The following is a 20,065-nucleotide window of genomic DNA, read 5'->3' as shown; positions in this document are numbered from 1 at the left end:
GGCGATCGCGCCCGCCAGGTCAGGCGGTGGCCGCGGTGACGAGCTCGGCGAGGCGGAACGCCAGGTCGAGGCTCTGGCGGCCGTTCAGCCGGGGGTCGCAGATCGTCTCGTAGCGCGAGTCGAGATCGGTGTCCGACAGCGCATCGGCACCACCGAGGCACTCGGTGACGTTGGCTCCGGTGAGCTCGACATGGATGCCACCGGGCCACGTGTTCTCGGCTCGGTGGGCCGCGACGAAGCCGGCGATCTCCTGCAGGATGACGTCGAAGTGCCGGGTCTTGCGGCCGTTGGGTGCCGTGTACGTGTTGCCGTGCATCGGATCGCACGCCCAGACCACCGGATGGCCGGCGTCGGTGACCGCCCGCAGGATCGGGCGCAGCTTGTCGGTGACGGCGTCGGCACCCATGCGGCTGACGAGCGTGAGACGGCCGGGCACACGCGACGGGTTGAGTCGCTCGCACAGCTCGAGTACTTCGGCGACGGGGGTGGTCGGACCGATCTTGCAGCCGATCGGGTTGCCGACGCCGCGCAGGAACTCGACGTGGGCGCCGTCGATCTGGTGCGTGCGGTCGCCGATCCAGAGCATGTGGGCCGAGCAGTCGTACCACTGGTTGGTCAGCGTGTCCTGACGGGTGAGCGCCTCCTCGTAGCCGAGGATGAGCGCCTCGTGGCTGGTGTAGACGTCGACCTCGCGCAGGTTGGGGTTGGACTCGGTGTCGACGCTGCAGGCTCGCATGAAGCGCATCGCCCGGTCGATCTCCGACGCCAACTGGTCGTAGCGGCGCCCCTCGGGACTGCCGGCGACGAACTCCTGGTTCCACGCGTGGACCCGCGAGAGATCGGCGAAACCACCCTTGGTGAACGCGCGCAGCAGGTTCAGCGTGGACGACGACTGGTGGTAGGCCTGCACCAGCCGGTTGGGATCGGGGACGCGCGCCTCGGCGAACGGGCCCTGGTCGTTGACGATGTGGCCACGGAACGACGGCAGTTCGAGATCGCCGACCCGCTCGGTGGGGCTGGACCGCGGCTTGGCGAACTGGCCGGCGATACGGCCGACCTTCACGACCGGGACGCCCATCGAGTACGTCATGACGACGGCCATCTGGAGGATGACGCGCAGCTTCTCACGGATGCTGTCGGCGGAGAACTCCTCGAAGCTCTCGGCGCAGTCCCCAGCCTGGAGGAGGAAGGCGTTGCCGGCGGCCACCTGACCGAGCTGGGCCTGGAGCGAGCGGGCCTCGCCGGCGAACACCAACGGTGGATACGCCGACAGCGTCTTGAGTGCGCTGTCGAGTCGGTCGTGATCGGGCCAGTCCGGCTGCTGAGCCGCCGGATGCTCCTTCCACGACGAAGGCGTCCAAACCGTGTTCATCACCCCGAGAGTCTACGGAGCAGGAGCGCCCGCCCGCCCCTTGGGATTCGCCTCGAGCGTGACGTCGGGCCGACAGGTCCGGTCGTGAGCGACGTCACCGCCATCCGTTCCCAGACGCGACGAAGGGTGTCGGCGGACCTCTCGGTCCGCCGACACCCTCCGTTCAGAGTGGTTCGGCGCTCGGCGTCGTCAGACGGCGAGGATGCGCTCGGCGTCGTCGCGCAGACCGGCGACGGCCCGGCTGACCAGTCGGCGGGCGGCTTCGGCGGTGACGCCGAGGCTCTCGCCGACCTCGCGGAAGCTCTTGCGCTCACCGTCGATGAGGCCGAAGCGGGCCTCGACGGCGTAGCGGGCCCGTCCGTCGAGCGTGCCGAGCAGCTCGTCGAGCAGGTCGTTGTCGACCATCGACATCACGTGATCCTCGGGCGTGCCTTCGCCGTTGGCCATGAGGTCACCGAGGGTGGCGTCACCGTCGTCGCCGACGGTCTTGTCGAGCGAGACCGGCGTGGTGAGGCGGTGCAGCTCGGCGTTCTGCTGGTCGAGCGTCTCACCGTCGCCCGACGCCTGCCGCAGGGCGGCACGCAGGCTGGCCGAACGGTCGCCGGGGATGCGGATGAGGCTGGCCTTCTGGTCGAGGGCACGACCGATGGCCTGGCGGATCCAGAAGGTGGCGTACGTGGAGAACTTGAACCCACGGCGCCAGTCGAACTTGTCGACCGCGTGCTCGAGGCCGAGGTTGCCCTCCTGGATGAGGTCGAGGAGGTCCATGCCCTGAGGCAGGGGGTAGCGGCGGGCGATGCTCACCACGAGTCGCAGGTTGGAACGGATGAACCGGTCCTTGGCGTCGGCGGCCGCCGCGACAGCGGCCTTGAGGGCAGCGCTGCGGCTGCCGTTGGCGAGCTTCTCGGCCGCCTCGCGACCCGCTTCGATGACGCGCGACAGCTCGCGCTCGTCTTCGGCGGTCAGCAGGGGAACCTTGCCGATGTCGTTGAGGTACAAACCGATGGAGTCGTTCATGATGTTTTGGTCAACCGTTCGTATACTTCGGTCATTCCCACCCTGCCTGTGGCAGTCGACACATGCCCGGACGGGCGCACAACGTGAGGTGGGAGCGAGGGGTCTGAGGGGGTCAAGTTGGGGGATGAGCCCCGCGAAGATCCTGGTCAGGAGCTTGTCGCGGGCGCGTTTCGGGGAGATTTCAGAGTAGCAGACGTGTCAAGCTGGGCTGAACTCGCGATGGCCGGACGATGTCCACCCGGAATCCCTCCCTGCCGCCGTTGTCCTGGTCCGCAGGGGACCAGCCCGTAGACTGCGCGCTTGTGCCGCTCCCAGGGTCTTCGCCCGATGGTCGCCGCGTCGGGCTGTTCGGCGGGACCTTCGATCCACCGCACGTCGGTCACCTCGTGACCGCGGTGAACGTCCGTCACGCCCTGCGCCTCGATGTCGTGATCTTGATGGTCAACAACGTGCCGTGGCAGAAGGAGGGGGAGCGCCCGATCACCCCCGCGCTGCACCGGTTGGCGATGGTGGAGGCCGCCGTCGCCGACGTCCCGGGGTTGGAGGCGGGCCGACTCGAGATCGACCACGGCGGACACAGCTACACGGCCGACACGCTCGCCGCGCTGCGAGCCACAGAGCCCGACGCCACGTTCTTCACCATCGTGGGCGACGACGCCGCGGCCGGGCTGATGACGTGGGAGCGCTACGAGGAGGTCGTGGCGGCCTCGACGATGGTCGTGGTCGACCGGCCGGGCGTGCCGGTGGAACTGCCCGAGGGCGTCGACTGGATCCATGTCGAGTCGCCGCGCCTCGAGGTGTCGAGTACCGATCTGCGGGCGCGGTTCACCGACGGACGTCCGCTGGACTACCTGGTCACCGACCCCGTGCTCGATCTCATCCGAGCCAATCGCTACTACGCCGACGACCCCGCGGTCGTGACCGCCAACGGCGCGCCGGAACTCCGCCGATGACGGTGTCACGCCACAAGCGCCGGGTGTCGACCACCCGGGCCCTCGGACTCGCCATCGCTGGGCTGGCCCTCGCGCTGGTGCTCGGCGTGGTGGGCGGTGTGGCGATCTACAACACGAAAGACGGTGAGGCGCAAGGCAACAGCGCCCCGGTCGACCGCTTCCCCGACACGCCGACCGGCATGGTCGCCGTAGTCGACGGCTTGGGCAATCTCGGTTCGGTGGCCGTCTTCGCCGTACGGCCGCCCGACGAGTCCGGCGCCGCGCGCGGCGGCAGCGTCGTGGTGCTCCCGGTGAGCGCCGACGTGTCAGGCGGGTTCGGCGACGAGCGGATCCCGCTCGCCCAGCTCGCCACGACCTACGGCACCGACGCCCTCGCCGACGACGTGTCCGCGTTGCTCGGGTTGGCGATCGACGCCCCGCTCGTGGTCACGGTCGAGGAGCTGGGCGCGGTGCTCGGATCGCTCGGTCCGCTCGCCGTCGACCTGCCCGAAGGCGTCGTCGGCCGCGATGGCTCCGAGCTCGCCGCCGCCGGCGCGCAGACGCTCGACCCGCCGACGGCAGCCGCCGTGCTCGGCGCGAGCAGCGACGTCGTGCCCGGCACGTCGACCGCTCGTGCCGACCTCGCGGTCTGGCGGGCGATCGCCGCCGCAGTCGGGCCGGGGCTGCCCGAACCGTGGGCGCTGCCCGACGGGACGCCGACACCGACGGTGACGGCGTTCTCCGAACTCCTGTCGGGACCCGTCGGCGTGTCGGCAGTCGGCTCACGCGCCCTGAGCGACCTCGCCGTCAATCCGTCGGGCGTCGACGCCGTCGCGCTCGACCGGGCCGAGGTCGTGACGATCTTCGGTCACATCGCGCCCAGCCGGGTGGCCGCGCCGAACACCGGGTACACGGCGCTGGTGCGCAGCCCCTTCGCCGACGACCAGCTCGACGGGCTGACCCGGTACGACGTCGCCTACGCCGCCACCGGGGCGCTGCTCGGCGTCGACGCCAACGTCCTGTCGGTCGACACCACCGCCGACGAAGCCGGCGAGCAGACCGTCATCGAGGTCGCCGACGAGAGCATGGTCACATCGGCCGAGCGGCTCGCCGACGTGTTCGGTGACGTCGACGTGCGCGTGGCCGAACGGCGCGTGGCCGGCGTCAACCTGATCATCACGCTCGGAACGGCCTATCTGCCCATCGTGGAATCCACGACCCGGCCATCCGGCGCAGCCTCGGCGACGTCGACCGCCCCCACGGCCCCTGCAACAGAGGAGACGTTGTGAGCGACGACGACGACACCACCACGACCACCGACGCCGGAGCTCTCGAGGCCGCGATCGTCGCCGCCCGGAGCGCCGACGAGAAGCAGGGACGCAACATCGTCGTGCTCGACGTCGGCGACGTCCTCGCGATCACGGAGTACTTCGTCGTCGTCGACGCCCCCAACCGTCGCCTCGTCCGCACGATCGTCGACGCGGTCGAGGAGTCCGTCCGCTCCGCGACCGGGCGCTCGCCGATCCGCGTCGAGGGGCTCAACGAGCAGCAGTGGGTACTGATGGACTACGGCGACGTCGTGGTCCACGTCTTCCTCGACGAGGTGCGCCGCTTCTACGAGATCGAGCGCCTGTACCGCGACGTCGGCAAGGTCGACTGGTCGGACGACGCCTCGTCCTGAGCCCGATCCAGCGCGCGACGGAGCATCAGACGGCGAGCAGGGCTCGCCGGAGCCCGTCATCGCCGAGCACGTCGCTCGGTGCGCCGTCGAAGACCACCCGGCCGTCGTCGAGAATGGCCACCCGGTCGGCGATCCGGAGCGCGGCGACCGCGTTCTGCTCGACGAGCAGCACCGTCAGTCCGTCGTGCTTGAGCGCGGCCATGATCGTCTCGATCTCCTGCACGATGTGCGGCGCGAGGCCCTCGTAGGGCTCATCGAGCAGGAGCAACGACAGGTCGCGGCCGAGGGCCCGGGCGATCGCCAGCATCTGCTGCTCGCCGCCCGAGAGCGTCGTGCCGTCCTGTCGCCGGCGCTCGGCGAGCCGCGGGAACCGCTCGTAGATGCGATCCAGCGACCAGCCCCGACCGGGCGCGACCTGGGCGAGCCTAAGGTTCTCCTCGACCGTGAGGCCGGCGACGATCCGGCGGTCTTCGGGGACCAGCGCGATGCCCTCGCGTGCCGCGCGGTGCGTGGGCAGCGTGTGGATGGGGGTGCCGCGCAGCCAGATCTCGCCACGCCTCATGATCGGAGGCTCGGCGCGGGCGATCGTTCGCAGCGTCGTCGTCTTGCCCGCGCCGTTGCGACCGAGCAGCGCCAGCGTCTCACCGTGCCGGACGGACAACGACACGCCACGAAGGATGTGGCTGTCGCCGTAGTAGGCGTGGAGATCGCGGCATTCGAAGTGCTCGTGCGACCCGTGCTCGACGTCCCGGCTGCCGGGCTGCAAGGCGGTCACAATTCGACCCCACCGAGATAGGCCTCGAGGACCGCCTCGTCGTGGCGGACGGCATCGGGTTCGCCGGTCGCGATGACGCAACCCTGGTGCAGCACCGTGATCTCGTCGGACAGGCCGAAGACCACCTTCATGTCGTGCTCGATGATCACCTTCGTCATCCCCTTGGCGACAAGGCGGCGCAGCAGCTCGACCGTGCTCTGCGTTTCCAGCTGCGACATGCCCTGGGTCGGTTCGTCGAGCAGCAACAGCCGCGGCCGGTGCGCCAGGCAGATCGCCAACTCGAGGCGCCGCTTGTCCCCGTGCGACAGATCGTCGGCCGACACATCGGCCACGGCATCGAGCCCCACCTCGAGCAGGGCGTCCTCGGCGGCGGCGACAGCGTCGCGCCGGCGGGAGGGATGTTGGAACAGGTTGAAGCGGAAGTCGCCGTCTCGTGCGGCGAGGGCGGCGATCGTGACATTGTCGAGCAGCGACATGTCGGGGAACACCGATGGTGTCTGGAACACCCGGGCGACACCGAGCTGGTTGATCTCGTGAGGGCGCCGGCCGAGCAGTGACGTGCCGGCGAGCATCACCGTGCCGCTGTCGGGGCGGATCAGGCCGATCAGCAGGTTGAGCAGTGTGCTCTTGCCGGCCCCGTTGGGGCCGATGATGCTGTGGGCGGTCCCCTCGCGCACGGTCAGGTCGACCTCGTACGTCGCCTGCAACCCACCGAACCGCTTACAGAGGCCGCGGACCTCGAGCAGCTCCATCAGTCCTCCACGGCCACGCGGTGGTCCACGCGGGTCTCGCGGTCGGCGCGGGAACGGCGGACGCGTGTGAGGCGCTGGATCGCCCCGACCACGCCGCCACGCAGGAAGATGACGAACGCCATGAACATCAGGCCGAGGATCAGGTTCCAGTGCTCGGTCTCGGCCGACAGGACGTTCTCGAGGTAGAGCACGATGCCGGCGCCGAGCATCGGCCCGATCAGCGTGCCGACGCCACCGATCGCCGACATGATCACGACCTCGCCCGATGTCGTCCAGTGCAGGCTGTCGGTCGGCACGTACGTCTCGTAGATCGCGTACAGCGCGCCGGCCAGCCCGGCGTACGCGCCGCTGACCACGAATGCCAGCAGCTTGTATCGGAAGACGTCGACGCCGGTGAACGCGAGCCTGGTCTCGTTGGCCTTGATCGAGCGCAGCATCAGCCCGTGGGGCGAGCGGCTGATACGACGGGCGCCGTAGAGGGCGGCCAGGGCGATGCCGGAGATGATGGCGTGGAGGCCGTAGCCCCGCGGCACCCAGCCGAAGAAGTTCGGCTGCGGGATCCCGGTCAGCCCGTTGTCCCCACCGGTCCACCTCTGCAGCGGTGTGAGGGCGAGGAAGTAGAACATCTCGGCGAAGGCGAGCGTGAGGATGGCGAAGTAGATCCCGTGGCGGCGCAGCGTGATCAGTCCCAGCAGCATCGACACGAGGGCGACGACGGGTACGCCGACCAAGATGGCCACGACGGCACTGTCGGTGAAGTGGAGGAGCGAGTAGCCAGCGAGGTACGCGCCGATGCCCCACATCGCCGCGTGCCCGAACGAGAGCAGGCCGGTGAGCCCGAGCAGGATGTCGAAGCCGAGGGCGAAGATCGCCCAGATGACCATGCGGGTTGCCAGGGCCCGGTAGCCCCCGATGCCCGACATCACCCACGGCGAGAGGAACAGCACGAGCCCAGCGACGGCGACGAAGATCGCCTCGCGCCGGCCGTCCGTGACGCGGCGTGCCGTCATTCGTGCGCTCCCCGGAGCCCGAACAGCCCACGCGGTCGCCATGACAGGACGGCGACGGCGACGAAGTACACCATCACCTGCGACACCGAGGGCCACCACAGCACCGACAGTGCCTGCGCGACGCCCATCAGGAGGCCGGCGATCACCGCGCCGGGAAGGCTGCCCATGCCGCCGATGACGACGACGAGGAACGACGGCACGAGCATCGCCATGCCCGACTCCGGGTTCACCGAGTACGACACGCCGCCCATCAGGCCACCGATCGCTGCGAGGAGGGCGCCGAACCCGAAGACCAGGGTGAAGCGGCTGGTGATGTCGATGCCGAGCAGGCGGACCATCTCGGCGTCGCGCATCCCCGCCCGCACGACCAGGCCGAAGCGGGTGAAGCGCAACAGCACGTAGATGGCGATGACCGTCACGATCGTGACACCGATCGTCAGCAGCCGCCACGGCGGGTAGTAGCCGATGCCGATGTCGATCGGGACGATCGCCCAGCGCGGCGCCGGGAACGTCTTGGTGGTGCCACCGAAGATCACCCGGGCGAGCTCCTGCACCACGAGGGCAAGGCCGAAGGTGACGAGGATCTGATCGGCGACGGGCCGGGCGTAGAAGAAGCGGATCAGCCCTCGCTCGAGGACGACGCCGACCACGAACAGGCCGAGCGGAACGGTGACGAAGACCCACCCCCACCCGAGGTGCTCGGCGACCTCGAGGCCCGCGTAGGCGGCGATCAGGTACAGCGCACCGTGGGCGAAGTTGGCGATCCCGAGCGTCCCGAAGATGAGCGTCAGCCCGAGGGCGACGAGCACGAACACCGCGCCGATCTGCAGCCCGGTGAGGAGCTGGAGGGCGAACTCGGAGAGATCGGGCATCGTCGGGTCGGGCGTCGGTCGGGCGGAGCCGTGCTCAGGCCGGCTCGTAGGGACCGAGGTCGCCTTCGAAGTAGTCGCACTCGTACTCGACGTCGGCCGCGGGGATCTCCTTGACCGTCTCGAGCAGATCGAACTCCGAGTCCCGCTCGCTCGGCGCCTTGCCGCGCACGACCAGGATCTCGTGGAAGGCCTGATGGTCGCAGCCCCGGTAGAGCGTCGAACCGTTGTGCCCGATGCCGTCGACCGTGTGGTCCTCGAGGGCCTTGATCACTTCCGGCGCGTAGAACGTGCCGGCCCGCTCGGCGGCGTCGGAATAGAGGATCGTCTGCACGTAGGCCGTGTGCGCCGCCTGTGACGGCGGCTGGTCGTACGCCTCCTCGAACGCCGTGACGAACGCCTCGGTCCCGGGGTTCTCCAGCTTGTAGCTCCAGTTGGTGGTGCCGAAGATCCCCTCGATGGCGTCGCCGGCACCCTGGGCCATGAGCCGGCTGTACAGCGGGACGACCACCTCGAACGGCCGCCCGTCGACCTCGCGGTCGCGCATCCCGAACTCCACCGCCTGCGTCAGCGAGTTGACCATGTCCTGGCCATAGTGGTTGAGAACCAGCACGTCGGCATCGCTGTTGATCACGGGGGTGAGGTACTGGCTGTAGTCGGTCGTGCCGAGGGGCGTCATGATGTTCTGCACCGTCGACCAGCCCTGGGCCTCGGTCGACGCCTGCATCGACTCCAACTGCGTGTGTCCCCACGTGTAGTCGGCGGTCAAATGGAACGCCCGGCGGTCGTCGCCGTACTCCTCGGCGAGGATCGGCCCGAGTGCGACGCCGGACATGTAGGCGTTGAAGAAGTGCCGGAAGCCATAGCGCTGGCGGTCCTTGCCCGTCGTGTCGTTGGAGTGCGTCAGGCAGTTCATGAAGATCACGCCCATCTCCTGCGCCAGGTACTGCTGTGCGATGGCCACCGCCGAGCTGGACCCGCCGCTGAACATGATCGCCCCGTCACGCTCGATCATCCGGCGCGCCGAGGCCCGTGCCGCGTCGGCGTCGGTCTGGGTGTCGCCCTGGACGTACGTGATCTTCTTGCCGAGCACACCCTGGCCGGTGAGGGCGGACGGTTCGAGCGTCTCGAGCATCCCGCCGCCCTCGTTGAGGTGCTGGACGGCGAGCTCGTAGGCCTTCAGCTCGTCTGCACCCTCGTCGGCGTACGAGCCGGTCAGCGGGACGTTGAACCCGTAGACCGCCTCGGGTCCCGTCACCGGGTCAGGGTTGTATGGCACCGGCCTGGTCTGCGCCCCCGCCACTCCACCCAGACGGCTGCCGAGCATCAGACCGCCAGCGGCGCCGATGCCGGACTTGATGAACGTGCCACGGCTGATGCCGCGCCGTCCGCCTCGGCTCGCTGTTCGGTCCGGTCGCGATCCGTGCTGGCGGTCGTGTCCCGATTCGTCCGACATGATGTCCCCCCGGTCCAGTCGTGTGCGGGCGATCCACCGGGCGGCCTGGTGGCCCCGGTGCTCGCCTCGGACCCAGGACTACCGATCGCTCCTCAGCTGCCGCAATGACCAATGGAGTCGTCGGTCGGGGTGGCGTTCCGAGCGGTCTCCGGAGGGTCCACAGCGGTGGTCATCCGCGCCGCCGCGACGACGGGTGCCGCTCGTCGACCGGTGGCCGGCGGATACCGACCGCTCGTCGCCCGCATCCGACCGTTCATCACATCGTCGGCCGACGGGCGTCGACGGCGGAACTAGTTTGGCGCCGTGGGTACGGGGGCCCGAGTTTCTGGGGATGCGGCCGACTTCGCCGCGTCCGCCGAGCGCGCCGATCTGCTCGAGCGGGCCGACACCCCGGCCGAGGTCGACGCGATCTCCCGGACGTTGCGCCGCGTGGCGGTCGGGTACTTCGTGCTGTTCTTGATCGTGGTGGTCGCCGTCCCGGTGCTGACCATCGTTCTCGAGTGGTGGTCGATCGGGCGTGTCCTCGGCGGGATGAGCCCGAGCTTCGTGATGGCGGCGGGTGGCCTGTACGTCTTCTTCTTCATCGTCGCCGTGCTGGCGGCGACCCTGTCGAGTGCGGTCGAAGCCCGCATGCTGGGCGGACCCACGTCCGACGGCGACGCCGACGGCTCGACGTGATGATCCGGCGGCGAGACCGGACGGCGCGGGGACGCGGTCCCGAGTGAGCGCGAGCGGCAAGCCCCGGCGACCATGATCAGCCGCGGCGTCCTCGCCATCACGCTCGTCGTGCTGTTGGTGTGCGGGGTCGGGCTGCTCGTCGCCGTTCGCCCCCGGGGAGGGACGACGCTCGACTTCTACCTCGCCGGTCGGCGCGTCGGCATCGTCACCAACGCGTGCGCGATCTGCGGCGACTACTTCTCGGCGGCCTCGTTCCTCGGCGTCGCCGCAGCGGTGTACGTGTCGGGCGCTGACGGCGTCTGGTACGCGACGGGGTTCGCCGCCGGATTCATCCCGGTGCTGCTCTTCGTCGCCACCCCGCTGCGGAGGTTCGGTGAGTTCTCCATCCCCGACTTCCTCGGCCGCCGGCTCGACTCGGACGGCGTGCGGCTGGTGTCGGTGACGGTGGTCCAGCTCGTGATCCTCTCGTATCTGGTGCCGCAGGCCGTCGGCAGTGGCATCACGTGGGAGCTCCTCGTCGGGCGGGGCTTCGCCGGGTTGTCGCCGTACGTCACGGGGGTCGTCGCCTCGACGGTGGCGATCGTCGGGCTGGTGGCCCTCGGCGGGATGCGGGGCACCACCTGGTCGCAGGCATTCCAGTTCCTGGTGATGCTGAGTGCCCTCACCTGGCTGACGTTCGCCGTCGTCGGCGCCGGGTTCGACTACGCCTCGGCGGTCGACGAGCTCAGTCGCCAGCCGCTGACGGAGGCCGTTCAGGTCGGTGACCGGTGGCAGATCGAGGTCCTCGCCAACCGCCTGGAGCCGGACCAGCCGGCGTACTTCGGCGAGCCCGGCGCGGCGTTCGGCCGCTTCGGCCAGTTCGCCCTCATCGCCACGTTGGTGATGGGAACCGCGGGACTGCCCCACGTGATGAACCGCTACTTCACGAGTGCGACGGGTCGAGCGGCGCGGGCCACGACGATCATCGTGCTCGGCCTGGCGGGTGTGTTCTATTCGCTCGCCGTGATGCTCGGCACCGCAGCGCGGTCGACGATCTCCTCGGCCGTTGCCGAGCACCGGTGGCTCGAGCCCTTGACCGTCGAGGGTCTGTTGCGCGTGCCGGAGAACGCCCTGCTCGCGCTGGGCCGGATCCACGGCGATCGGTTCGGACTGGGCTTCGTCGCCATCGGTGCGCTGCTGGCGACGATGTCGACGGTCGCCGGTCTCCTGCTCGCGTCCGCCGCGTCGTGGGGCCATGACGTGTACGAGCGCTACGTCAACCCGCAGGCGACGCAGCGACAGGCGGTCCGGGCCGGGCGCGCGGCGGTCGTCGTGGTCGGTGCCGGTTCGGGCGTGCTGGCCCTCCTGATGAGGCCGGGCCGCTTCGCCGAGGGCATGCCCTCGGTGATCGCCTCGATGGTGACGTGGGCGTTCGCCCTCGCCGGTTCGGCCATCACCCCCGTGCTGATCCTGTCGGTGTGGTGGCGCCGGACGACCGCACGTGGCGCCGTGGCCGGCATGGTGACCGGCGCCGCGGTCGCCATCGTGTGCTTCGCAGCCGGGATCTCGGTCGGCGGCGACGGGATCGGCCGGGCCTTGCTGACGCCGACGCTGGTCGCCGCCCCGTGTGCCGCGGCGGTCACGGTGCTCGGCTCGCTCCGCACGTCACCCCCGGACGGCCTCGACCAGATGTGGCTGCGACTCCACGGCACGGCCGCTGACCGGGCCGCGGTCCGCCTCGCCCGCCTGACGATGACCGGAGTGACCGGTCGGACGAGGCGACGACGATGAGGCGCGGCACGACGCTCCTGTCGTTTGCGGTGGCCGTGACGTGGGGCGTCGTCTACGTCGTGACGCAACTGCTCGCCGACCCGCCGCTCGGCGTCGGGACGACGATCCTCGCCGGCCTGGGACCGACGTTGCTGTTGACGCTCGGGTACGCGTCGGTGTTGCGCGGGCCGCGGAGCACGGCGACCTCCCGGCGGCTCGGGCCCTCGCGCTCCGGCCGCACGATCGCCTTGATGGGTCGGTCCAGTCCGCTTCGATCCGGGCTGACATCCGAGGCGGCGCGCCGGACGGCCGAGCTGCTGCGCCCGTTGCTCGACGTCGACGCCGTGGCGATCAGCGACCGTCACGAGCTGCTGGCGTTCGTCGGGGCGGGCTCGGATCATCACCGGCCCGGGGCACCATCGCCGACGACCAACTCGGCCCGCGTGCTGACGGCTGGCAAGACGGTCGTCGCTGGGACGCGCAGCCGGGTCGGCTGCAGCCACGACGACTGCCCACTGCAAGCCGGGGTGGTGGCTCCACTCCTCATCGGTGAACGGGCCGTCGGCACCCTCGCCGTGTACCGCCTCGTCCCCAAGCCGCCCTCGCGCGAGGTGGTGGAAGGGATGGCCGGCATCTTGTCGTTGCACCTCGAGCTCGCCGAGCTCGACCGCGAGCGCAACCTCGCGGTCGACGCCAAGCTCGATGCGCTGCGGGCCCAGATCAATCCGCACTTCCTGTTCAACACGCTGAACACGATCGCGTCGAAGGCGCGGACCGACGCCGAGGAGGCTCGTGAGCTGTTGCTGCGACTCTCCGACTTCTTCCGCTACGCCGTACGCCAGGACGGACAGTTCGCCGAGTTCGGGCAAGAGTACTTCTTCGTGCGTACCTATCTGGCGCTCGAGCAGGCTCGCTTCGGAGACCGCCTACGAGTCCACTACGACGTCGACCCGCAGGTGCTCACGGTCCAGGTTCCGGTACTCGTGATCCAGCCCCTCGTGGAGAACGCCGTGAAACACGGCATCGCCGACAAGGTGGAAGGGGGCACCGTCACCCTGCGGGCACGCGTCGACCCGCTCACGCGAACGATCTCGATCAAGGTCGCCGACGATGGGGTCGGTCTTGCTGCAGGCGCCTTGGACGACATCACGGGACGCGAGTTCACCGGCAGCGAGGGGGTCGGTCTGCGCAACATCTCGGGGCGGCTCGGGGCCCTCTTCGGGGAGCGCTACCGTCTCGACATGCACTCGCAACAGGGAGGCGGAACCGTTGTCGAGCTCCAGATCCCCTTCGGTTGAGCGGCACGCGATGGTCGACGAGCCGCGGCACCGCTGCCTGATCGTCGACGACGAGGCGCCGGCACGCGGCGAGCTGCGCCATCTGCTCGGGGAGATCGACGACGTGCAAGTCGTCGGTGAGGCGGCCAATGCGGCCGAGGCCCTCCAGCTCATCCGGTCGTTGACCTACGACGTCGTCCTCCTCGACGTGCGCATGCCCGGCGGCAGCGGGCTCGACATAGCAGCCGAGCTGCAGACCCTGGCCCATCCGCCCAAGGTCATCTTCACGACGGCCTATCCCGACCACGCCGTCGAGGCGTTCGATCTGGCCGCCGTCGACTACCTCCTCAAGCCGTTCGACTCCGCCCGCCTGGCTCGCGCGATCTCCCGCGCACTCGGCAGCGGTCACGACATCGCTCACGATGCCGGCCCGCCGATCGCCGGGTCCGGTTCGACGACGGTGGCGCGGATCCCGGTGCAGCGCGGCGAACGCACCGTGCTCGTCGACGAGTCCGCCATCGTCTACGCGAGTGCGTCTCGCGGCTACTCGTATCTGCAGCTGGCCGACGAGCGGGTGCTGGTGAGCTTCTCGCTCAACGAGCTCGAGCGTCGCCTGCACGGAGGCTTCTTCCGGGTGCATCGGTCGTACCTGGTGAATCTCGACCACGTCCGGGAGCTCGTCTCCGACTTCAAGGGCGGTCTCAACCTCGTGATGGGCGACCACCGGCACAGCCGGGTCGAGGTGGCCCGCCGTCAGGCGCGGGAGCTGCGGAGCATCCTGGGCGTGCGCGGCCCGGGGCGGTAGCGCGGCGGCGGTCGAGAGCTGACGGTTGGTGCCAGGAGGGTTCGCGGACAGGGCATGTATTTGTCGGTGAGGCGGTGGGTGATGTGGATCATGACGGTGACCTCCCCAGTCGGGTACATGGTCGTCTCCTGTCACAAGAACACGGGCCATACGCACGACCGGTGGATGGTCACTCTCCGCGCGTACTCCTGGGCACTCCCTCGCCGCGGGGGGCACCTCAGGGACGAACCGGAGGGCAAATACCCCACCGAAGCGTCCGATATTTACCCTCCGGTCGGGCGGGCCGGGTGGCCGGTCACCGCCACGTGCGGACGGGAGGGTAAATACCCCACCGAAGCGTCCGGTATTTACCCTCCGGTTGGGACAGCGACCAGCGGACGGCCCTCCGCCTCGCACGCCCTTTCCGCTCACCGCCACGTGCGGACGGGAGGGTATATACCCCACCGAAGCGTCCGGTATTTACCCTCCGGTTGGGACAGCGACCAGCGGACGGCCCTCCGCCTCGCACGCCCTTTCCGCTCACCGCCCAGGCACCAACCGTGAGGTCAGGCTGGGTGACGTGCGGCTCGCCGGTCAGCCGCCGAGGGCGACGAGCTGGCGGTCGATGCGAGCGGCGCTCGCCGACCCTCGCACCCCCACGGTCTGGGCGAAGACGCTGATGCGCAACTCCTCGAGCTGCCACCCGACCGCCGCGAGCTCCTTCGGCGGGGCCCCGCGCCCGACACGGTCGACGAGGCGCCGATATCGCTCCTCGAGACCACGGACCTCGGTGATGCGGCGGAGATCACGGGACACGTTCTCGGCCACCCGCTCCAGGCGCACCTCGATGCCGCGTACATAGCGCTCCACGTCGGCGAGCCGGGCGAGGCCGGAGCGGATGACGAAGCCGGTGCTGACGAGACGCTCGAGATGATCGGTCGCGTCGGACACAGTGGTGGCCAACGCGGCCGCGGTCATCGCGGCGAGCTGGCTCCGGACGCGCTCGGCCGTCACGAGCGCCCTGGCCGCGCCCGCCAGCGCCTGACCGGCCAGCGAGGCGCCGTCACGGCGCAGCGTCGCCCGGACGGATTCGAACGCCTCGGTGTCCCACGGCAGCTCGCCCCGATCCAGCACGGCGTCGACCGCCGCGACACGGCACTCGGCGGCGAGCACACCGAGTGACGAGCCCGACGCGGCGATGGCGAGACGCGCCGCCTGGTCGAGGCGGCGAGCCGCGTCACCGGTGGCCGGCGGAGCGGTGAGCAGCAGCAGCCGTCGCACCCCACCCCGCATCACCCGCTCCTGGAGGTCAGGGTTGGTGAAGACCCGTAGCGACACGCTGTCGTCGTCGTCCAGCAGAGCCGGATAGCCGCGGACGGGCACGCCGTCGTGCACCGTGTCGACCACGCGGGGGATCTCACCCACGTCCCACTCGACGATGCCGCGGCGCTCGCTCACCGAGCCGGCGGCACCTGCGGCGGCGGCGATCTCGGCCCGGGCCGTGGCGGCCATCCGCTTGGCGATCGCACCGAGGTCGTCGCCGGCGTCGTGCACCTTGCCGTCGGCGCCGACGACGAGGAAGTGCATCCGCAGGTGGTCGGCGAGCGCCGACGGATCGAAGTCGGCGGGTCGCACCGGCGTCCCGCTGACGTCGGTCAGCGCCGCGGCCAGGGACTCGACCAGCGGCCCCTGCGCGGGGTCGATGAGGCCGGCGGCCTTGGCGACGGTCTCGGCGGCGGGGATGAGACTGCGGCGGATCGACTTCGGCAGCGTGCGCACGAGGGCCTCGACGAGCTCGTTGCGGTAGCCGGCGATGAGCCAGTCGAAGCCGTCGGTCGGCACCTGGTTGACGGCAGCGAGGGGAATGCGAGCGGTGACGCCGTCGAGCGGCTCGCCCGGCGTGTACCGGTAGGTGAGTGGCACCTCGAGCGTGCGCCCGCCCTCGGTGGTCGCTGTCCACGTGTCGGGGTAGTCGTCGAGATCGATCCGCTCGCCGTTCACGGTCACCAGATCGCCCACCGTCAGTTCCAGGAGGCCGGGCCGTCGGGCGTCCTTCCACCATCGCTCGAAGTGGCGCGTCGACGTGATGTGGTCGGGCAGGTGCCGGTCGTAGAACTCGTGCAGCGCGTGCTCGTCGAAGAGGTGGCGCCGGCGCAGGCGGTCCTCGAGCGCGGCGACGTCGGCGGCGAACTGGCGGTTGTGTTCCAGGAACGGGTAGCCACGCCGGGCGCCGTCCCACTCGCCCTCGATCAACGCGTTGCGCACGAACAGGTCGCGTGCGGCCGCTTGATCGACGCGGTCGTAACCGACCGTTCGACCGGTGACGATCGGCAGGCCGTACAGCGTGACCGTCTCGGTGGCCACGGCGCGGCCCGCCCGGGCGTCCCACCGTGGCTCGCTGTAGGAACGCTTCACGAGGTGGGCGCCGAGCCGCTCGGCCCACTCCGGCTGCACGGCGGCGACGCGGCGCGCCCACAGGCGGTTGGTCTCCACCAGCTCGGCGGCCATGACCCAGGCCGGCGGCTTGCGCCGTGCCGCGCCGCGCGACAGCACCGAGCCCGAGGCGATGGCGAAGGTCGATCCACGTGCGCCGCGGTAGTCGCGGGACTCGCGGTCCTTGACACCGAGGTGGCTGAGCAGGCCCGACAGCACGGCCTGATGGACGTGGTCGGGGTGATTGGTGGCGGTGCCCGGCCGGACGCCGAGCTCGCCGGCGACCTGGCGGAGCTGGCTGAACAGGTCGCGCCACTCGCGCACCCGGAGGTAGTTGAGGTACTCGGAGCGGCACAGGCGGCGGAACTGGTTGCCCGACAGCTGGCGCTGCTGCTCGCGCAGGTGGTCCCACAGGGCCACGATCGACAGCAGGTCGGAGCCCTCGACGTCGAACCGGCGGTGCATCGCGTCGGCCTGCTCGCGCTCGTCGGCGGGCCGTTCGCGGGGGTCCTGGATCGACAGCGCGGCGGCGATCACGAGGATCTCGCGGACACACCCGAGGCGCTCGGACTCGAGGACCATGCGGCCGAGGCGTGGGTCGACGGGAAGGCGGGCGAGACGCCGGCCGATTTCGGTGAGCCGGCGCCCGTCGCGCTCGTCGGTGATCGCGCCCAGCTCCTCGAGCAACCGGTAGCCGTCGCCGATCGCCGCCCGGTCGGGCGGTTCGACGAACGGGAAGCCGGCCACGTCGCCGAGGCCGATCGACGTCATCTGGAGGATGACCGACGCGAGGTTGGTGCGCAGGATCTCCGGGTCGGTGAACTCCGGCCTCGACTCGAAGTCCTCGGCGTCGTAGAGCCGGATGCAGATACCCGGCGCGACGCGACCGCAGCGGCCGGCGCGCTGGTTGGCCGATGCTTGCGAGATCGCCTCGATCGGCAGGCGCTGGACCTTGAGGCGCCGGCTGTAGCGGGAGATGCGGGCGGTGCCGGCGTCCACCACGTAGCGGATCCCGGGCACGGTCACCGACGTCTCGGCGACGTTGGTGCTGAGCACGACCCGCCGGCGCCCCGAACGTCCCGGCTCGAAGATGCGGTGTTGCTCTGCCGAGGAGAGCCGAGCGTAGAGCGGCAGCACGTCGAGCTCGCCGGCGCGCCGGCTGGCGTCGCCCGCGTCGGTGCGTCGCCGGAGGGCGTCGGCGGTGTCGTGGATCTCGCGCTCCCCGCTGAGGAACACGAGGATGTCCCCGGGCCCCTCGGCCGCCAGCTCGTCGACGGCATCGGCGATCGCCTGCACCTGGTCGCGCGACGAGCGACCGCCCCCCTCCTGGCCGTTCCTGCGCCCGGCTGGGTGCTCGTCGTCGAGTGGGCGGTAGCGCACCTCGACGGGGTACGTCCGGCCGGCGACGTTCACGATCGGAGCGGGGACGCCGTCGGCATCGGCGAAGTGGGCGGCGAAGCGCTCGGTGTCGATGGTCGCCGACGTGACGATCACCTTCAGGTCGGGGCGGCGGGGCAGCAGCTGCTTGAGGTACCCGAGGATGAAGTCGATGTTGAGGCTGCGTTCGTGGGCCTCGTCGACGATGATCGTGTCGTAGCGGCGGAGGTCCCGGTCCCGCTGGAGCTCGGCGAGGAGGATCCCGTCGGTCATCACGCGGATCACCGTGTCGTTGCCGACGCGGTCGTTGAACCGCACGCTGTAGCCGACGGCGCCGCCGACCGATGCCCCGAGCTCGTCGGCGACGCGCTCGGCGATCGTCCGCGCGGCGACGCGTCGGGGCTGGGTGTGGCCGATCACTCCGTCGACTCCGCGACCGAGCTCGAGGCACAGCTTGGGCAGCTGCGTGCTCTTGCCGGAGCCTGTCTCTCCGGCCACGACCACGACCTGGTGCTCGGCGATCGTGGCGAGCAGCTCGTCGCGGAACTCGGCGATCGGCAGGTTGGCGGGAGTGACGACCGTGCCCGACGCGATCAGCGCGTCCCTGACGGCGCGCCGCTGCTCCGATCGCTCCGCGTCGGGCGCGGCCGTCGGGGCGGTTCGTCGGGACATGCGTGCTCCAGCATGGCAGCGGCGACGGCGATCTCGTAGCGTCGAAAACGGTCGGCCTCCAGGGCTCGGCCGATCGACGGAAGGGGGAGATTCGACGTGATCAGACCGAGGGCGCTCGACGACCGGCTCGCGCTCGAGGTGTTGCCGGCATGAGCGACGTGCTCACCATCGCCGACACGCCCGGGGCGCTCACCGCCGACTGGCTGTCGGCCGCGCTCGGATGGCCCGTCACCGCGGTCGAGCTGGCCCCCGTCGGCACCGGCCAGATGTGCGACAGCATGCGCCTCACGCTCTCCTACGGCCCGGGCGCCGCGCCCGATGCGCCGGCGACCATCATCGCCAAGCTCCCGGCGGCCGACGAGACGAGCCGGGCGACGGCCCTGCAGCTGCGCAACTACGAGAACGAGGTGCGCTTCTATCAGCAGCTGGCCGCGGACCTGCCGATCCGCACCCCACGCATCCACTACGCCGACATCGACGTGACGACGGCGAGCTTCGTGCTGCTCATGGAGGACATGGCGCCGGCCCGCCAGGGCGATCAGCTCGCCGGGTGCTCGGTCGACGAGGCCCGGGCCGCCCTGTCCGAGCTCATCGGCCTCCACGCCCCGCGGTGGGACGATCCGACGCTCGCCGACATCGAGTGGCTGCACCGCGATCCTGCCACGGGCAAGCAGATGCTCGGCATGCTGATCCCCCTCGCCTGGTCGCAGTTCACCGAGCGCTATGCCGAGCGCGTCGAGGGCCACGTGAAGGTGGCCGGCGACGCGCTCATCGGTTCGCTCGACGCCTACCTGCACGCCGACACCACGCCCACGACGATCGTCCACAGCGACTATCGCCTCGACAACCTGCTGTTCGGTCAGGGGTCGAACGGGCCCACCGTCACCGTCGTCGACTGGCAGACCGTGACTCACGGCCCGGCCCTGAACGACGTCGCCTACTTCATCGGCGCCGGCCTGCTGGCCGACGATCGGCGCGCGGTCGAGGAGGACCTCGTGCGCGAGTACCACGCCGGCCTGCTCACCGCAGGGATCACCGGCTACGACTGGGACCGCTGCTGGCGCGACTACCGCCGCGGCACGTGGACCGGCCTGATCATGGCGATGGTGGCGTCGATGCTGGTCGAGCGCACCGACCGGGGCGACGCGATGTTCCTCACGATGGCGTCGCGCCACGCCCGCCAGGCGCTCGACCTCGACGCGCCGGCCCTTCTGAACGAGCCGTAGCCCTC

General features: G+C 70.4%; 16 protein-coding genes. 8 read left to right on the top strand and 8 right to left on the bottom strand.

Translation table 11 applies throughout. From position 1 onward, the window contains the following. Positions 1-19: 19 nt before the first annotated feature. Both DN771_RS04965 and DN771_RS04960 read right to left on the bottom strand, forming a co-directional pair. A complete protein-coding gene (locus DN771_RS04965) occupies positions 20-1,372 on the bottom strand; it encodes a class II 3-deoxy-7-phosphoheptulonate synthase (protein WP_116996244.1) in 1,353 nt (450 codons plus the stop codon). A 189-nt stretch (positions 1,373-1,561) separates the two neighbouring features. After that, entirely contained in the window at positions 1,562-2,389 is an 828-nt protein-coding gene (locus DN771_RS04960) for a sigma-70 family RNA polymerase sigma factor (RefSeq protein ID WP_116996243.1), read from the bottom strand. A gap of 302 nt (positions 2,390-2,691) precedes the next feature. Here DN771_RS04960 and nadD point away from each other — a divergent pair, with 302 nt between their 5' ends. From nadD to rsfS, 3 genes are read left to right on the top strand one after another with little or no spacing between them, the layout of a single operon-like run. Then, positions 2,692-3,342: a nicotinate-nucleotide adenylyltransferase gene (nadD, locus tag DN771_RS04955; RefSeq protein ID WP_162941545.1), complete on the top strand. Its 651-nt coding sequence runs from the start codon at positions 2,692-2,694 to the stop codon at positions 3,340-3,342. Next, positions 3,339-4,610, top strand: coding sequence for a hypothetical protein (locus tag DN771_RS04950; protein WP_116996241.1), 1,272 nt, complete (start codon positions 3,339-3,341; stop codon positions 4,608-4,610). The genes nadD and DN771_RS04950 overlap by 4 nt, the downstream gene beginning before the upstream one ends. Next, the gene (rsfS, locus tag DN771_RS04945; RefSeq protein ID WP_116996240.1) at positions 4,607-5,002 is read left to right on the top strand and encodes a ribosome silencing factor; all 396 of its coding nucleotides are present in this window, start codon (positions 4,607-4,609) and stop codon (positions 5,000-5,002) included. The genes DN771_RS04950 and rsfS overlap by 4 nt, the downstream gene beginning before the upstream one ends. Before the next feature lie 25 nt (positions 5,003-5,027). On the opposite strand, the gene DN771_RS04940 is transcribed toward rsfS, so the two are convergent. Genes DN771_RS04940 through DN771_RS04920 form a run of 5 tightly spaced genes read right to left on the bottom strand, consistent with a single transcriptional unit; the run spans position 5,028 to position 9,735 of the window. After that, positions 5,028-5,777 (bottom strand): ABC transporter ATP-binding protein, encoded by a 750-nt coding sequence (locus DN771_RS04940; RefSeq protein ID WP_193615352.1) that lies wholly within the window; start codon positions 5,775-5,777, stop codon positions 5,028-5,030. Further along, entirely contained in the window at positions 5,774-6,529 is a 756-nt protein-coding gene (locus tag DN771_RS04935; RefSeq protein WP_116996239.1) for an ABC transporter ATP-binding protein, read from the bottom strand. The genes DN771_RS04940 and DN771_RS04935 overlap by 4 nt, the downstream gene beginning before the upstream one ends. Next, positions 6,529-7,539: a branched-chain amino acid ABC transporter permease gene (locus DN771_RS04930; protein ID WP_162941544.1), complete on the bottom strand. Its 1,011-nt coding sequence runs from the start codon at positions 7,537-7,539 to the stop codon at positions 6,529-6,531. Before DN771_RS04930 ends, DN771_RS04935 begins: the two co-directional genes overlap by 1 nt. Next, positions 7,536-8,411: a branched-chain amino acid ABC transporter permease gene (locus DN771_RS04925; protein WP_116996237.1), complete on the bottom strand. Its 876-nt coding sequence runs from the start codon at positions 8,409-8,411 to the stop codon at positions 7,536-7,538. The genes DN771_RS04930 and DN771_RS04925 overlap by 4 nt, the downstream gene beginning before the upstream one ends. 34 nt (positions 8,412-8,445) lie before the next feature. After that, positions 8,446-9,735: a substrate-binding protein gene (locus DN771_RS04920; protein ID WP_420810921.1), complete on the bottom strand. Its 1,290-nt coding sequence runs from the start codon at positions 9,733-9,735 to the stop codon at positions 8,446-8,448. Positions 9,736-10,167: 432 nt separating this feature from the next. On the opposite strand from DN771_RS04920, the gene DN771_RS04910 reads away from it, so the two are divergent. The 4 genes from DN771_RS04910 to DN771_RS04895 all read left to right on the top strand — a co-directional run bounded on the left by DN771_RS04910 (position 10,168) and on the right by DN771_RS04895 (position 14,373). Then, complete coding sequence (locus DN771_RS04910) at positions 10,168-10,542, top strand: hypothetical protein (RefSeq protein WP_205528431.1); 375 nt, start codon at positions 10,168-10,170, stop codon at positions 10,540-10,542. A gap of 72 nt (positions 10,543-10,614) precedes the next feature. Next, positions 10,615-12,312 carry a solute symporter family protein gene (locus tag DN771_RS04905; RefSeq protein WP_116996234.1) on the top strand — a complete coding sequence of 566 codons (1,698 nt, stop codon included), beginning with the start codon at positions 10,615-10,617 and terminating at the stop codon, positions 12,310-12,312. After that, entirely contained in the window at positions 12,309-13,589 is a 1,281-nt protein-coding gene (locus DN771_RS04900; RefSeq protein WP_116996233.1) for a histidine kinase, read from the top strand. The genes DN771_RS04905 and DN771_RS04900 overlap by 4 nt, the downstream gene beginning before the upstream one ends. A gap of 10 nt (positions 13,590-13,599) precedes the next feature. Beyond that, positions 13,600-14,373 carry a LytR/AlgR family response regulator transcription factor gene (locus tag DN771_RS04895; RefSeq protein ID WP_116996232.1) on the top strand — a complete coding sequence of 258 codons (774 nt, stop codon included), beginning with the start codon at positions 13,600-13,602 and terminating at the stop codon, positions 14,371-14,373. A gap of 573 nt (positions 14,374-14,946) precedes the next feature. Here the strand turns inward: DN771_RS04895 and hrpA are convergent. Further along, positions 14,947-18,834, bottom strand: a complete 3,888-nt coding sequence (gene hrpA, locus DN771_RS04890) for an ATP-dependent RNA helicase HrpA (protein ID WP_116996231.1) — start codon at positions 18,832-18,834, stop codon at positions 14,947-14,949. 149 nt (positions 18,835-18,983) lie between these two features. On the opposite strand from hrpA, the gene DN771_RS04885 reads away from it, so the two are divergent. After that, a complete protein-coding gene (locus DN771_RS04885) occupies positions 18,984-20,060 on the top strand; it encodes a phosphotransferase family protein (protein WP_116996230.1) in 1,077 nt (358 codons plus the stop codon). The last annotated feature ends 5 nt before the right edge of the window (positions 20,061-20,065 follow it).

Source organism: Desertimonas flava, from assembly GCF_003426815.1.
Lineage (GTDB): Bacteria > Actinomycetota > Acidimicrobiia > Acidimicrobiales > Ilumatobacteraceae > Desertimonas > Desertimonas flava.
The sequence above is the reverse complement of the archived record's forward strand: the minus strand, read 5'-3'. Positions and strand labels throughout refer to the sequence as shown.